Below are 13,552 nucleotides of genomic sequence, written 5' to 3' on the forward strand. Positions count from 1 at the left end.
ATCAGGACGCGCCGCCCATGACGACTTCGTCGGCAACCACGGCTTGGGTTTTCGACAGTTCGGGATCAGCCACCAGACCGTAAGCAGCCAGTGGGCCGTCGGGGCCTGCAATCTCGTCAGCGACAAAGAATTCAGCGTATTCTTTCAGGCCGGGGATCACGCCGATGTGCGCTTTCTTGACGTAGAAGAACAGCGGACGCGACACGGGGTATTCGCCGGTCGAGATGCTTTCGGTCGAAGGTGTCACACCCGACATGGTTGCCACTTGCAGCTTGTCGGTGTTGTTTTCGTAGAAGGCCAGACCGAACACGCCGATGCCGTCCGCATTGCTTTCGATGCGGGCCAGTGTTTCGGTATAGTCACCGTCGATGTCGACCGACTTGCCATCTGTGCGCAGCGAGATACAGGCCTTTTCAGCGGCTTTCTTGTCGTCGCCGTTGGCAGCTTTGAACGCTTCGAAATCACCGGTTTCTTCGCAGCCTGCGAGGATCACTTTTTCTTCGAACACTTCACGCGTGCCGTGTTTGGTGCCGGGAATAAAGGCCTGGATCGGCTGGGCGGGGAACGCGGGGTTCACCTGATCCCATGTGGTGTAGGGGTTGTCGACCAGCGCGCCGTCTACAACGACTTTGTCGGACAGGGCCTTGTACCAGTCTGTCGGCGTGAACTCAAAGCTCTTGCCGTTGATGTCGCTGGCGAAAACAATGCCGTCATAACCGATCTGGACTTCGATGATGTCGGTCACGCCATTGGCGGCGCAGGCTTCGACTTCGCTGTCCTTGATCTTGCGCGAGGCGTTGGCCACGTCGATGGTGTTTTCGCCCACGCCTTCACAAAAGCGTTTCAGGCCGGCGGACGAGCCGCCCGATTCCACAACAGGTGTCGGGAAGTCAAAGTTTTCGCCAAAGGCTTCGGCCACAATCGAGGCATAGGGCAGAACGGTCGAAGAACCGGCCACTTGAACCTGGTCACGGGCGGCAGCAGCACCGGCAGCGACAGCCGCGATGGCGAATGTGGAAGTTGCAAGTTTTACAAAGGACATTTCAGTCTCCTGTTTGCGTGTTTCATAGTCGTGGAGCACCCCCATTGGCGTCCTTGCCGCCGACCTAGGCCCCGGACGCTATGCTTTTGTGACAGTTGCGTAACGGTTTTATGACAACCGGCAGGAAAGCGGGATTTGCGTGCGTTTTTTTAAGGGATTGGGGTTTTGGGCAGGACAATTCCAGGTCTGTCCATACTTCACCAAAGCCCGGCATCGCGATGCACAGCACCGTCGGCCTTTCGGTGTGCGCAAAGTGAACGGCTGTCGGCAACACATTTATCACCGGCGCACCGTTGGTGCGACGGCCGGGCACTGACCTATGTGGCCAGGTTTTCCCCGGACGGCACCCACGGTAGCACAACCTGCACCGTCGTTCCCTGCCCCAGCACGCTGTCAATGCGCAGCCGTCCACGGTGGCGGTTGACGATGTGCTTAACGATGGCCAGCCCCAGCCCCGTCCCCCCCAGTTCACGGCTGCGGTGGTTGTCGGCGCGATAGAACCGTTCGGTCAGCCGTGGCAGATGGACAGGATCAATGCCCGGCCCCTCATCCGCAACCGCAATGGTTGCACCCGGGCCGCGCAGTGGCCGTAGATAGTCATCCACAGCCAGCCGCAAAGTAACCCTGCGGTCGTTGCCGCCATATTTGATTGCGTTTTCGATCAGGTTGCTGACCACCTGCACCAACTGGTCACGGTCGCCCGCCACAACCACCGGTTCGTCGCCCAGATCAGACACCAGCGTCACACCCGCCTCGTTCGCCAACGGCGTCATCAGCGCCACAACCGACGCCAGACATTCACGCAGGTTCACCTGCGTTGTCGGCCGCACCCGCTCGTCGCCCTCGACACGGCTCAGCGACAGCAGATCGCCAACCAGCCGGTTCATCCGCTCGGCCTGATCCTGCATGATGCCCAGAAACCGCGCCTGCGCTGCGGGATCATTGCGCGCAGGACCGCGCAGGGTTTCGATAAACCCCATCAGCGCAGTCAGCGGTGTGCGCAGTTCGTGGCTGACGTTGGCCACAAAATCGCGGCGCATCTGGCCTGCTTGCTGCACATGGGTCACATCCTCGAAGGTCAGCAACACCATCGGCGCATCACCGTCGGCGACAACCTGTGCCACATGCACCGAAAACGTGGTGTGCTGCGCGCCGTCGTTTGACAGATAGGGCGCCGTGCGCGTCTTGCTCTCGCGCAGACAGGCCTCGACCGCGTCCAGCAGCGACGGCTGGCGCAGCATGGTGACATAGGGCCGCCCCTCGATCCGCTGCCCAATCAGGTTGCGCGCAGCCAGATTGGCCCCGACGATCACCTCGGACTGGTTGACCACCAGCCCCGGCATCGGCAGCGCCTCAAGCATGGCACGGATCACATGATCTTGTGGCACCGCCCTCAGCCCTGCATCGCGGCGGCAACTGCGCGTTCAAAAACCGCCACCAGCGTATCGGGGTCTTCCAGACCGACGGACACGCGGAAAAACCCTTCGGACATGCCAAGGGCAGCGCGGCGTTCAGCGCTCAGCGCACGGTGCGAGGACGAGGCCGGATGCGACAGCGTGGTGCCCACGTCCCCAAGGGTCGGCGCAAAGCTGAGCCCCTCGGCGGCAGTGGTGAACGCATTCGCAGCCGCGCGCCCGCCGTCCAGTTCAAAGCTGACCATATTGCACCAGCGTCCTTTCAGCAGATCGGCAGCGCGGTCGTGGTCGGGATGGTCGTGACGGGCCGGATAGATCACCCGTTTCACGCCGATACAAGTGCTTAGGGCATCGGCCAGTTTCATCGCTGTGGACTGGCACCGCTCGAACCGCAAATCAAAGCTGAGCATCCCGCGCTCGGCCAGCCAGCAATCAAACGGGCTGGGTGTCATGCCCGCCGTCACGGTAAAGTCCCGCAACCGCGTGTTGATCGCCGCATCACGCGCCGCGACATAGCCCAGCATCACGTCGGAATGGCCCGCCAGCAGCTTGGTCACCGAATGGATGACGATGTCGGCGCCATGTTCAAACGGCTGATAGGCGCGCGGTGTGGTGAACGTATTGTCGACCACCAGCAGCACGCCGGTTTCTTTCGCAAGTTTTGCCAACCCCACCATATCGGCCACGCGCAGCGTCGGGTTCGACACCACCTCGACCAGAATCATCCGCGTCTCGGGTCGCAGGGCGGCGCGCACCGCATCGACGTCGCCAGGATCGGCCAGCGTGGTTTCGATGCCCAGACGCGGCAGGTCTTCGGCCATCATGCGCAGCGACCGGCCATACAGCTGGTTGCCGCCAATCACATGATCGCCCGATTTCAGCAGCCCCAGCAAAACAGCAGACACAGCCGCCATGCCGCTTGACGTCACAACTCCGGGGTTCGGTGCGTTTTCCATACGGTCCAGCAGGCCCGCAACCACATCCGCGTTGGGGTGACCCTCGCGGCTGTAGGTATAGCCGTGCAGATCACCTTCGTACTGGCGGTCCAGCATGTCGGGCGTGTCACTGGCATAGACCACCGAGGGCGACAGCGGCGTGACCACCGGGCGCGATGCGCTGCCGGGCAGCGGGACGGGGCGGATCAGCGACCCTTTTTCGTTGCGCATTTCAGCCGACCTTGGTCATGGTATCGCGGAAACGGCGCATGTTGTCCTGATAATGCAGCGCACTGGCCTCAAGCCCTTTGATCGCGGCGGCGTCCAGTTCACGCACCACCTTGCCCGGCGCGCCCATCACCAGCGACCCGTCGGGGATCACCTTGCCTTCGGTTATCAGCGCCCCTGCCCCGATCAGGCAGTTATTGCCGATCTTTGCCCCGTTCAGGATGGTCGCACCCATGCCGATCAGGCTGTTGTTGCCGATGGTGCAGCCATGCAGCATGACCTTGTGCCCGATGGTGCAGTTTTCACCAATGGTCAGCGGATAGCCCGCGTCAATGTGCATCACGCAGTTTTCCTGCACGTTGCTGCCGCGCCCGATGCGGATTTCTTCGTGGTCGGCGCGGATGGTGGCCCCGAACCAGACGCTGCTGCCCTCTTCCATCACAACCTTGCCGATCAGGTTGGCGTCATGCGCGACCCATGTGTCGGGGTGAATGTCGGGGCGATCCGCGCCCAAGGCGAAAATGGTCATAACTGCTCCTGAAACTCGGATTGAAGTTTGCGCACATGCTCGGTCAGGTTCGGCTGCTGGCTGCGCCGCATCCGCGCGACGTCGATGATCTTTTTAAGGCTGTCCTCGGTTTCGTCCAGATCGTCGTTGACCAAAACGTAGTCATATCCGTCCCAATGGCTGATCTCGTCCCAGCACTTCTTCATACGCTGGTCGATCACCTCTTTGCTGTCCTGCCCGCGCGCTTCCAGGCGGCGGCGCAGTTCGGTGATGCTGGGCGGCAGCAGGAACACCGACAGCGTGTGCATGCCCAACGCCGAATTGCGGATCTGCTGCGCGCCCTGCCAGTCGATGTCAAAGAGCACATCGTTGCCCTGCTCGATCGCCTCGCGTACGGGGGCTGTGGGAGAGCCGTAAAAATTGCCGAAGACGTGGGCGTGTTCCAGCATCTCGTCGTTGTTGACCATGGTTTTAAAGTCGTTTTCAGACACAAAGTGATAATCGAACTTGTCCACCTCACCCACACGCGGCGGGCGTGTCGTGGCAGAAACCGAAAAGCTGATCGAGGTGTCCCAGGCGCGCAGACGTTTGGCCAATGTGCTTTTGCCCGCACCCGAAGGCGAAGACAGGATCATCAGCAACCCCCGACGGTCATTCTTGCGGCGTTCGTTGGTCATTGGCGGTTACTCCACATTCTGCACTTGTTCACGCATCTGGTCGATCAGCGCCTTCAGCGCCAGCCCCACCCGCGTCAGTTCGGTATTTTGCGCCTTGGAACACAGGGTGTTGGCCTCGCGGTTGAACTCCTGCATCAGGAAATCCAGCTTGCGGCCCACGGGACCGGCGACATTGACCAGATCACGCGCCGCAGCGACATGGGCGCCCAGACGGTCGATTTCCTCAGTGATGTCGGCCTTGACCGCCAGCAGGGCCAGCTCTTGCGCGATGCGGGCCGCGTCCAGACCGTCGGCATTTTCAACGATGCGGGCAAGGTTGCGGCGCAGACCCTGCGCCACCTCGTCTTTGCGGGCCTCGGCAATATGTGCGGCTTCGGCTGTCAGCGCAGCAACCTGATCCAGTTGCCCGTGCAGCACCCTTGCCAGTGCCGCGCCCTCGCCCGCGCGCATCTGCACAAAGTCGCGCAGCATCGCGGCGACATCGGCTTCAAGTGCCGCTTTCAAGGGCGCGATATCCTGTTCGCCGCTGGATTGTTCCAGCACGCCTCGCATCACCGCAATATCGGTGGCCTTGGACGGGGCCAGCGACAGACCCAGATCCATCGCCTGCGACTCGATCTCGGTCAGTGCGGCCAGCACCGCAGACAACTGCCCCGCGCTGACTTGCAGTGTGCCAGAGGCGTCTTCGCGGCTGACGCGCACATTCAGTGTCACATTGCCCCGAGTCACCTGCGCCGCCACCAGCCCGCGCAGGGCGACCTCCAACCCGTCAACCCAGTCGGGTGCGCGCACGCGAATGTCCAGCCCCTTGCCGTTGACGCTGCGCAATTCGCAATTCCAGCGATAGGCGCCGCTTTCCCCTGCGCAGGTGGCAAAGGCGGTCATCGAATGAAGGGCGGGGGTTTGGGATATTTGGCTCATGTCCGAGCAATACGGCCAATGGGGTATGCTGGGCAACCCAAAGCGCACCAGGGTCTGGGCCCATAAAGAAGCAAGCAATAATCCGCGCGCACTCTAATGAAACCGCGCGCGTTAACCATCTATTAAGATATCGGCCCGATTAACGATAGTATCAGGTATTAATGGTTTGGTAACTTGGTGGCAGACCGTGCCACACAAACAGCTTAAGGTGTGGTGGCGATGGATTTCTTTGACAGGAACCCGCGAAATGTTGTGGCTATGACGGACTTTCAGGCAGATTCCGGCTTTTCCGCCCTATCCCAGGTGGAAGGGTACTGGCAGGCGTTGCGCGGCAGCCGCATGATGCCCAAGCGGGCCGAGATTGATCCGCGCGGGATCGAATCTGCGTTGGAATATACGTTTATCCTGGAACGCATCGCCCCGGGCATGGCGCGTTTGCGCATTGCGGGCAGCCACCTGAGCGATCTGATGGGCATGGAAGTGCGCGGTATGCCGCTGACCTCGCTGGTCTCGCCCGATGGACGTCGCCAGCTAAGCGATACGCTGGAAGAGGTGTTCCAGCGCCCTGCGGTCAGCGAATTGCGCCTGGCATCGCCGTCCGGTTTCGACAAACCTACGCTTGAAGCGCGGATGATCTTGCTGCCGCTGAAAAGCGATCTGGGTGATGTCAGCCGGGCACTGGGGTGTTTCGTGGCGCGTGGCACCATTGGACGCAAACCACGGCGTTTTGACATTGAAGCTGTGAATATCAGGAACATCGCGGCGCCGGCAGCCGCCCCGATGCCCACGAATGCCCCGCAACCCGAAACACCGCGGCGCGAAACCGGCATGGCTGAAGCTGCAAAACCCTTTGTCAAAGGACGCCGGATCGGTGACGTTCCCTATTTGCGCTTGGTCAAGAACGACGCCGATACAAATTGAGCGCGCGCATCTTTTGTCAGAAAAGGTAAACAGCAAGGATTTCATCATCAAATCCTTGCTGAAAGGCGATCACATCGCTTGTTGTTGCCCGTTGCGACCATTGCGGCGGGCGGTCAGTTCTTCGGCCACAAGGAATGCCAGTTCCAGCGACTGGCTGGCGTTCAGGCGCGGATCGCAGGCGGTGTGGTAGCGGTCTGACAGGTCTTCGTCGCTGACGGCCCGTACACCACCGGTGCACTCGGTCACGTCTTGCCCGGTCATCTCGAAATGCACGCCACCGGGGATGGTGCCCTCGGCCTCGTGGACGCCGAAGAATTCGCGCACTTCGCGCAGCACACTTTCAAACGGACGGGTTTTGTAACCCGTGGACGATTTGATCGTGTTGCCGTGCATTGCATCACAGGTCCACAACACATTTGCACCTTCTTCCTGCACCGCCTTGATCAGACGTGGCAGGTGGTCGCCCACGCTGCCCGCACCAAAGCGTGCAATCAGGGTCAGACGGCCCGCTTCGTTTTCGGGGTTCAACTTGGCCATCAACACCTTGAGATCTTCAGCCGTGGTTGTCGGACCACATTTCAGACCGATCGGGTTCTGAACGCCACGGGCAAATTCCACATGCGCCCCGTCAGGCTGGCGCGTGCGGTCTCCGATCCAGATCATATGCCCCGACCCAGCCAGCCATTTGCCAGTGGTCGTATCAATCCGTGTCAGCGCCTCTTCATACTCCAGCAGCAGGCTTTCGTGGCTGGTGTAGAAATCAACCGTCGAAAACTCGTGCGTGTTGTTCGAATTGATGCCGACGGCCCCCATGAAATCAATGGTGTCCTGAATGCGGTTGGCAATCTCGGCATATTTCGCGGCATCATCACCATCGGTAAAGCCCAGCGTCCACGAATGGACGCGGTTCATATCGGCAAAACCCCCGGTCGAAAAAGCCCGCAACAGGTTCAGCGTGGCTGCCGCCTGTGTATAGGCTTGCAGCATCTTGGCGGGATCGGGAATACGCGCTTCGGGCGTGAAGTCCAGACTGTTGATGATGTCACCGCGATAGCTGGGCAGCTCGACGCCGTCGATCACCTCGGTCGGTGCACTGCGCGGCTTGGCGAACTGGCCCGCCATGCGGCCCACTTTGACCACAGGCACCTTGGCGCCAAAGGTCAGAACCATCGCCATTTGCAACATCACCTTGAACGTGTCGCGGATGCTGTCGGCACTGAACTGATCAAAGGCCTCGGCGCAATCGCCGCCCTGCAACAGAAACGCCTCGCCACGGCTGGCCGCACCCAGATGCGCCTTGAGCTTGCGTGCCTCGCCCGCAAAGACCAGCGGCGGATACTTGGACAACTGTGCGGTCACCGCATCCAGTGCTGCCTTATCCATATAGTCAGGCATCTGGATCTGGGGCTTGTTGCGCCAATCCGATTTCGACCATTCGCTCATAACGTCTCTCCGTGTTCGGGCTGCTATCCAGCCACTGTGTGCAGGCGCTTATACAAAAGCGTGCTAAGACTGGCCATACGTCAATTGCGACCACTTGACGTCGCAGCACATGCATGGGCAGTGTCTTCGCCATGGCCGCAAAAGGCCCGATGAAAAAGACGTCTGTGGACAGGTGTCGTGTCTTCGTCGAAACTGTATGAGAAGGACGCCGCGATGTCCCAAACGCGCACCGCTGCCACACGACCGGAATCGGTCGAGAAACCGCAACGCTACGTCTTTGTTTTGCTGAATGATTTTACGCTGTTGTGTTTTTCCGCGGCGGTCGAAAGCCTGCGCATCGCCAACCGTATGGCCGGGCGCGAGCTGTATGAATGGAAGATTATAGGTGAAGGCGGCGACACGGCCGTGTGTTCTGCCGGAACCGCGTTCAAGCTGGAAGGCGATCTGGAAGAGCTGACTCGTGACGACATCGTGATGGTTTGCGGCGGAATCGATGTACAGGACGCCACCACAAAGCGCCTGTTGAACTGGTTGCGCCGCGAGGCGCGCAAGGGCTTGCGCATGGCGGGGCTGTGTACCGCGGCCTATTCACTGGCCCGTGCAGGATTGCTGGATGGCAAAAAGGCAACGATTCACTGGGAAAATCAGGACAGCTTTGCCGAAGAATTCGAAGAGGTGAACCTGACCAAATCGGTCTTTGTCGTGGATGGCACACGCATCACCACGGCGGGCGGCACCTCGTCGATTGACCTGATGCTGAAACTGATTGCCGACAGCCACGGCGAAGATCTGGCCAATGCGGTTGCCGATCAGTTGATCTATTCGTCGATCCGCACCGATCAGGACACCCAGCGCCTGTCTGTGCCCACCCGCATCGGCGTGCGCCATCCCAAGCTGAGTCAGGTGATCCAGATCATGGAAACCCACATCGAAGAGCCGATCAGCCCGTCGGTTCTGGCCAAGGATGTGGGCATGTCGACCCGCCAGCTGGAACGGTTGTTCCGCCGCTATCTCAGCCGGTCACCCAAACGCTATTACATGGAACTGCGCCTGCAAAAAGCGCGCAACCTGTTGATGCAGACCGATATGAGCGTCATCAACGTGGCTTTGGCCTGCGGCTTTGCCTCGCCTTCGCATTTCTCGAAATGCTATCGTGCGCATTACGACACCACCCCCTACCGCGAGCGCGGCTCGCACGCGGCACGTCTAAGCATCTGATTACCGCGCCATCCGGTACAGCGTGCCGTCAGCGACCGCCAGAAACCAAATGCTGCCATCTGGCGCTGTCTGGATGTCGCGGACGCGCGCTGTTTGGACTGATTTGATCTGCTCGACCTCTTGCGCAGCGCCACCTTTGATGCGCAACCTGCTGATATAGTTGAACTTCAACGATCCGACAAACAGATCACCCTGCCATTCGGGGAACATCGTGCCGTCATAAAACATCGCGCCCGATGGGGCGATGGACGGGTCCCAGTAATGCGCGGGCTGCTGCATCCCCTCCTTGTGCGTGCCTTCCCCGATCCTGGCACCGCTGTAATGGCGGCCATAGCTGATCACCGGCCAGCCATAGTTGCCCCCTTTGACAATCAGGTTCACCTCGTCACCGCCCTTGGCCCCGTGTTCGACAACCCACAGACGCCCCGCGCTGTCCAGCGCCGCGCCCTGCGGGTTGCGATGACCAAGGGACCAGATTTCGGGCAAAGCGCCGGACCGCCCCACAAAGGGGTTGTCCGCAGGCACCGAACCGTCACGCATCACCCGCACGATCTTGCCGTTATGCTGTGCCAGATCCTGTGCCAGCGGGCGTTGTCCGCGTTCGCCCATGGTGACGAACAGCGTGCCATCCGTCGCCTCGACCACACGGCTGCCGAAATGCGCGCCGCCCCGGTTGCCGGGCTTCATCTCGAACAACACCTGCACGTCGCGCAGCGCAGAACCGTCTGGCGACAGCCTGCCCGACGCCAGCGCCGTCCCCGCGCCGCCTTTGGCCTGAGGTTTGGCATAGGTCAGAAAGACCGTGCGGCTGTCTGCAAAATCGCGTGGCAGGGTGATATCCAGCAACCCGCCCTGCCCGTTTGCCGCGATCTGCGGGACGCCAGACACATCGGTGCGCGCACCGTTTGCTGACACATGCCACAGTTTGCCTGCGCGTTCGGTAATCAGCAGCGCGCCATCCGGCAGAAATGCAAAGGCCCAGGGCGCATCCAGATTATCGACCTGTGCAGAGAAGCTGACAGAACCCGCCGAAGTCTGTTGCGCATGGGCCTGTGGGCCCACGAACCCGGCCCAAAACGCCCACATCACTGACAGAATCATTTTCATTCGCACCGGGGCCTCCAAATTGTTGTTGGAATTATTTTCCAAAATATACAGCTAGGTCGAAAATCCTGACTTTCCAATGATGTTAGATCGGGACAAAGCCGCCTAATATGCCTTTTCTTTTCAGAACGACCTGCTTAGGCTTCGATCCAGAACGCAAAGTTCCAATAAGGGAGTTACCATATGAAAAAGTTTTTGATGGCCACCGCGGCCACCGCCTTGATGACGGGTTCGGCTTTTGCTGCCGGCCACGCGAAAGAGGTCAAAATCGGCGTGATCCTCGGCTTTACCGGCCCTCTGGAATCGATCACACCTGCCATGGGCGCGGGCGCTGAACTGGCGATGGCCGAAGTAACCGAAAGCGGCATGCTGCTGGACGGTGCAACAGTAACGTCAATCCGCGGCGACAGCACATGCATCGACGCCGGTGCCGCCACTTCGGCTGCCGAACGTCTGATCACATCCGACAAGGTCAACGCGATCATGGGTGCGGACTGCTCTGGCGTGACCGGCGCGATTTTGCAAAACGCAGCACGCCCTAACGGCATCGTGATGATTTCGCCTTCGGCCACATCGCCCGGCCTGTCGACAGCCGAAGATGACGGCCTGTTCTTCCGCACCGCCCCATCGGATGCGCGTCAGGGCGTCATCATGACCGAGATCCTGCAAGATCGCGGCGTCAAGGAGGTCGCGCTGACCTATACCAACAACGACTATGGCAAGGGTCTGGCAGATTCGTTCCAGGCGGCTTTTGAAGCAGCCGGCGGGACTGTCACCATCTCGACAGCGCACGAAGACGGCAAAGCGGACTATTCGGCTGAAGTCGGCGCGCTGGCCTCGGCGGGCGGTGAAGCGCTGGTCGTCGCCGGTTATGTTGACCAGGGCGGCTCGGGCATTGTCCGTTCGTCCATCGACACGGGTGCGTTTGACACGTTCTATTTCCCCGACGGTATGGTTGGTGAAAAGCTGAATGAAAACTTCGGTGCTGAACTGAACGGCTCGTATGGCGCCTATCCCGGCACCGACAGCGAGGGCGCTGCCAAGTTCGTCGAACTGGCCAAAGCGGCCGGCTTTGACGGTACCGGCGCATTCGCCCCGGAAAGCTATGACGCTGCGGCGCTGATCATGCTGGCGATGCAGGCGGCAGATTCGATGGACTCGGCCGATTTCAAAGACAAGGTCATGGACGTTGCCAACGCACCCGGCGAGAAAATCTATCCCGGTGAACTGGCCAAGGCACTTGAGCTGCTCAAAGAAGGCAAGGATGTCGACTATGAAGGCGCATCCGCCGTTGAACTGATCGGACCCGGTGAATCGGCTGGCAACTATCAGGAAATCGAATTCGCTGACGGCAAGTATTCCACAATCAAATACCGCTGATCCAAGTTCGAAACGTCGAGACGGCCCGAAGTCACTTTCGGGCCGTTTCCAGTATGAAGCGGACCCCGTTCAATGAGGGCCGCATACACACAGGGGATACAACGCCGATGATCGTCGTCGACGACATTCATAAACATTTTGGCGGCTTTCACGCCGTGGATGGCGCCAGCCTGTCGATCCAGCCGGGGTCGATCACCGGGCTGATTGGCCCTAATGGCGCAGGAAAAACAACTCTTTTCAACGTGATCGCGGGGGTTCTTAAACCAACCTCTGGCCGTGTCACCATGAACGGAGAGGACATAACCGGCCTGCCGCCGCACACGCTGTTCCACAAGGGGCTGCTGCGCACGTTCCAGATCGCCCATGAATTCTCGTCAATGACCTGCCGCGAAAACCTGATGATGGTGCCGGGCAACCAGTCGGGCGAAACCCTGTGGAACACCTGGTTCGGCCGCAAACGCATCGCTGACGAGGAACGCGCCCTGCGCGCCAAGGCCGACGAGGTTCTGGAGTTTCTGACGGTGGAACATCTGGCCGACCACAAGGCAGGCCAGATCTCGGGCGGGCAGAAAAAGCTGCTGGAACTGGGGCGTACCATGATGGTCGACGCCAAGATCGTGTTTCTGGACGAGGTCGGCGCCGGTGTGAACCGCACCCTGCTGAACACCATTGGCGACGCGATCCTGCGCCTGAACCAGGAGCGCAATTATACATTTGTCGTCATCGAACACGACATGGATTTCATCGGCAAGATTTGCGACCCGGTCATCTGTATGGCCGAAGGCAAGGTTCTGGCCGAAGGTACGCTGGACGAGATCAAGGCCAACGAGCACGTGATCGAGGCCTATCTGGGCACCGGCCTGAAAAACAAAGAGCAGGTGGGCGCATGAGTGGCAATCCCTATACCGACGGACGCGGCAACAAGGATGCGTCGATCGCCAACCCCAAGGGCGGCGGCACCATGTCAGCCCACCCCGGCACGGGCGGTGCGATGAACACGCGCAACGCCTTTCTGATCGGTGACAGCATGACGGGCGGCTATGGCAACGGCCCCGACATCCTGCACGATTGCACCGTGGCCGTGGACGCAGGCGAGATTGCCGTGATCGTTGGCCCCAACGGTGCGGGCAAATCCACCGCGATGAAGGCCGTGTTCGGAATGTTGAACGTGCGCCAGGGCTCGGTCCGGCTGGACGGCGAGGATATCACCGACCTAAGCCCGCAGGACCGCGTGGCCAAGGGCATGGGGTTTGTCCCGCAAACCTCGAACATTTTCACCTCGATGACGGTGGAAGAGAACCTTGAAATGGGCGCTTTCATCCGCCGCGATGATTTCCGCGATACGATGGCGCAGGTCTATGACCTGTTCCCCATCCTCAAGAAAAAGCGCCGTCAGGCGGCGGGCGAGCTGTCGGGCGGTCAACGCCAGCAGGTCGCCGTGGGTCGCGCGCTGATGACACGGCCCAAGGTGTTGATGCTGGACGAACCGACGGCGGGTGTCAGCCCCATCGTCATGGACGAGCTGTTTGACCGCATCATCGAGGTCGCCCGCACCGGCATCCCGATCCTGATGGTGGAACAGAACGCGCGTCAGGCGCTTGAGATTGCGGACAAAGGCTATGTTCTGGTGCAAGGGGCGAATGCGTTCACGGGCACCGGCAAGGAACTGCTGGCCGATCCCGAAGTCCGCAAATCGTTCTTGGGGGGCTGAGGATATGTATCTGTCACTCTACGCCCGCCATCACGGCCTCAAGGGCACT

13 protein-coding genes are annotated in these 13,552 nt (G+C 60.3%); 5 read left to right on the forward strand and 8 right to left on the reverse strand.

Going from position 1 to position 13,552, the window contains the following annotated elements:
* Position 1 precedes the first annotated feature (1 nt).
* The 6 genes from DSM107133_RS10200 to DSM107133_RS10225 all read right to left on the reverse strand — a co-directional run bounded on the left by DSM107133_RS10200 (position 2) and on the right by DSM107133_RS10225 (position 5,726).
* Positions 2–1,042 carry a substrate-binding domain-containing protein gene (locus DSM107133_RS10200; RefSeq protein WP_114295594.1) on the reverse strand — a complete coding sequence of 347 codons (1,041 nt, stop codon included), beginning with the start codon at positions 1,040–1,042 and terminating at the stop codon, positions 2–4.
* 317 nt (positions 1,043–1,359) lie between these two features.
* On the reverse strand, positions 1,360–2,403 hold the full coding sequence (locus DSM107133_RS10205; protein ID WP_114295368.1) for an ATP-binding protein: 1,044 nt from the start codon (positions 2,401–2,403) through the stop codon (positions 1,360–1,362).
* 32 nt (positions 2,404–2,435) lie between these two features.
* Complete coding sequence (locus tag DSM107133_RS10210) at positions 2,436–3,623, reverse strand: aminotransferase class I/II-fold pyridoxal phosphate-dependent enzyme (RefSeq protein WP_114295369.1); 1,188 nt, start codon at positions 3,621–3,623, stop codon at positions 2,436–2,438.
* A gap of 1 nt (position 3,624) precedes the next feature.
* The gene (locus tag DSM107133_RS10215) at positions 3,625–4,149 is read right to left on the reverse strand and encodes a gamma carbonic anhydrase family protein (protein WP_114295370.1); all 525 of its coding nucleotides are present in this window, start codon (positions 4,147–4,149) and stop codon (positions 3,625–3,627) included.
* Positions 4,146–4,805 carry a guanylate kinase gene (gmk, locus tag DSM107133_RS10220; RefSeq protein WP_114295371.1) on the reverse strand — a complete coding sequence of 220 codons (660 nt, stop codon included), beginning with the start codon at positions 4,803–4,805 and terminating at the stop codon, positions 4,146–4,148. Before gmk ends, DSM107133_RS10215 begins: the two co-directional genes overlap by 4 nt.
* A 6-nt stretch (positions 4,806–4,811) precedes the next feature.
* Entirely contained in the window at positions 4,812–5,726 is a 915-nt protein-coding gene (locus DSM107133_RS10225) for a YicC/YloC family endoribonuclease (RefSeq protein ID WP_240310685.1), read from the reverse strand.
* Between the two features lie 258 nt (positions 5,727–5,984).
* On the opposite strand from DSM107133_RS10225, the gene DSM107133_RS10230 reads away from it, so the two are divergent.
* Positions 5,985–6,647: a PAS domain-containing protein gene (locus DSM107133_RS10230; protein ID WP_240310686.1), complete on the forward strand. Its 663-nt coding sequence runs from the start codon at positions 5,985–5,987 to the stop codon at positions 6,645–6,647.
* Positions 6,648–6,716: 69 nt separating this feature from the next.
* Here the strand turns inward: DSM107133_RS10230 and DSM107133_RS10235 are convergent, their stop codons facing one another.
* Positions 6,717–8,090 (reverse strand): 3-deoxy-7-phosphoheptulonate synthase class II, encoded by a 1,374-nt coding sequence (locus DSM107133_RS10235; protein WP_114295374.1) that lies wholly within the window; start codon positions 8,088–8,090, stop codon positions 6,717–6,719.
* 213 nt (positions 8,091–8,303) lie between these two features.
* Between DSM107133_RS10235 and DSM107133_RS10240 the strand changes: the two genes are divergently transcribed.
* A complete protein-coding gene (locus tag DSM107133_RS10240) occupies positions 8,304–9,308 on the forward strand; it encodes a GlxA family transcriptional regulator (RefSeq protein ID WP_114295595.1) in 1,005 nt (334 codons plus the stop codon).
* On the opposite strand, the gene DSM107133_RS10245 is transcribed toward DSM107133_RS10240, so the two are convergent.
* Entirely contained in the window at positions 9,309–10,415 is a 1,107-nt protein-coding gene (locus tag DSM107133_RS10245; protein WP_114295375.1) for a PQQ-dependent sugar dehydrogenase, read from the reverse strand.
* A gap of 180 nt (positions 10,416–10,595) precedes the next feature.
* On the opposite strand from DSM107133_RS10245, the gene DSM107133_RS10250 reads away from it, so the two are divergent.
* The 3 genes from DSM107133_RS10250 to DSM107133_RS10260 all read left to right on the forward strand — a co-directional run bounded on the left by DSM107133_RS10250 (position 10,596) and on the right by DSM107133_RS10260 (position 13,503).
* On the forward strand, positions 10,596–11,792 hold the full coding sequence (locus DSM107133_RS10250; protein ID WP_114295376.1) for an ABC transporter substrate-binding protein: 1,197 nt from the start codon (positions 10,596–10,598) through the stop codon (positions 11,790–11,792).
* Between the two features lie 107 nt (positions 11,793–11,899).
* Entirely contained in the window at positions 11,900–12,682 is a 783-nt protein-coding gene (locus DSM107133_RS10255) for an ABC transporter ATP-binding protein (RefSeq protein WP_114295377.1), read from the forward strand.
* Positions 12,679–13,503, forward strand: a complete 825-nt coding sequence (locus DSM107133_RS10260) for an ABC transporter ATP-binding protein (protein ID WP_114295378.1) — start codon at positions 12,679–12,681, stop codon at positions 13,501–13,503. The genes DSM107133_RS10255 and DSM107133_RS10260 overlap by 4 nt, the downstream gene beginning before the upstream one ends.
* The last annotated feature ends 49 nt before the right edge of the window (positions 13,504–13,552 follow it).

This window comes from Pseudosulfitobacter sp. DSM 107133 (assembly GCF_022788695.1).
Taxonomy (GTDB): Bacteria; Pseudomonadota; Alphaproteobacteria; order Rhodobacterales; family Rhodobacteraceae; genus Pseudosulfitobacter.